At 61.5% G+C, this 1,364-nt stretch carries 1 protein-coding gene; it reads left to right on the top strand.

Annotated elements, in window-relative coordinates:
* The first annotated feature begins 88 nt into the window (after positions 1-88).
* Positions 89-1,218 (top strand): IS3 family transposase gene (locus tag AC066S_RS38830; RefSeq protein WP_126262077.1). Its coding sequence is split into 2 segments (ribosomal slippage): positions 89-341 and positions 341-1,218, totalling 1,131 coding nucleotides; the frame shifts between segments, so codons are not numbered across the junction.
* The last annotated feature ends 146 nt before the right edge of the window (positions 1,219-1,364 follow it).

Here is a 1,364-nt window from a genome sequence, read left to right as displayed (position 1 = left end):
AGAGCTGGCTCCGCAAATTCGGACAGTAGCTTGAGTGGATTTTCTGCCTGACAGCGGCGAGGCTTCTTGCCGCGAATCAGGAGCGAAGATGACGAAGAGGAGTCGCCGGACGCATTCTCCGGCATTCAAGGCGAAGGTGGCTTTGGCAGCCGTGAAGGGAGAGAAGACGCTGGCCGAGCTGGCGCAACAGTTTGATGTTCATCCGAACCAGATCACGACCTGGAAGACCCAGCTTCTGGAAGGCGCCGCCGGCGTGTTTGGGCAGGACAAGGGATTGGCCGAGGCGCCGGTCGATTTGAAGGCGCTTCATGCCAAGATAGGCGAGCTTGCGTTGGAGAACGATTTTTTGTCCGGCGCGCTCACCAAGGCGGGGCTGCTGAGCGCAAAGCGATGATCGACCGCGACCATGATCTGCCTGTTGTGCGCCAGGCGAAGGTCCTGAACCTCGCCCGCAGCACGGTCTACTATGAACCTCGGCCGGTTTCGGCCGAGGACCTTGCCTTGATGCGTCGGCTCGATGAGCTGCACCTCGATTATCCTTTCGCGGGGGCACGCATGCTGCGATCGCTGTTGCGGCGTGAGGGCGCGCAGATTGGCCGCCGCCACGTCGCGACGCTGATGAAGCGCATGGGGATCGAGGCGATCTATCGTCGGCCGAATACGAGCAAGCCCGGGCTGGGCCACAAGATCTACCCGTATTTGTTGCGCGGATTGAAGATCGAGCGGCCGAACCAGGTCTGGGCCATGGACATCAGCTACATTCCGATGCGGCGTGGCTTCGTCTACCTCGCCGCGGTCGTCGATGTGTTCAGCCGGCGGGTCCTGGCCCATCGCGTATCGATCACGATGGAGACGGTGTTCTGCGTCGAAGCGCTCCAGGAGGCGCTGGCGAAGCACGGCAGGCCCGAGATGTTCAACACGGATCAGGGCAGCCAGTTCACCAGCCTCGACTTCACCAGTGTGCTGCTGGACGCAAAGATTGCCATCAGCATGGACGGCAAGGGCGCCTGGCGCGACAACGTGTTCGTCGAGCGGCTCTGGCGCACGGTCAAATACGAGGAAGTCTACCTGCGCGCCTACGACAGCGTGTCCGAGGCGCGAGCATCGATCTCCAGATATCTGGCGTTCTACAATCAGGGACGCCCGCACTCGAGCCTTGACGAACGCACCCCCGACGAGGCCTACTTCGGCACGCAAGCGATGGTGATGGCCGCATGACCGTCGCCGACGATTTTGTCGTTGCTCTGGTCGGGCTACGCCCTCCCGACGCAACGACAAAATCGCAAAGCCCCGCATTCAGTGTAACCTGGCAGGAATCCACTTAATTTCCGCGGGGCACTGTCCAAACAACCGGGGCCAGCTCT

Source organism: Bradyrhizobium sp. CFUWI, assembly GCF_056429085.1.
The sequence above is the reverse complement of the archived record's forward strand: the minus strand, read 5'-3'. Positions and strand labels throughout refer to the sequence as shown.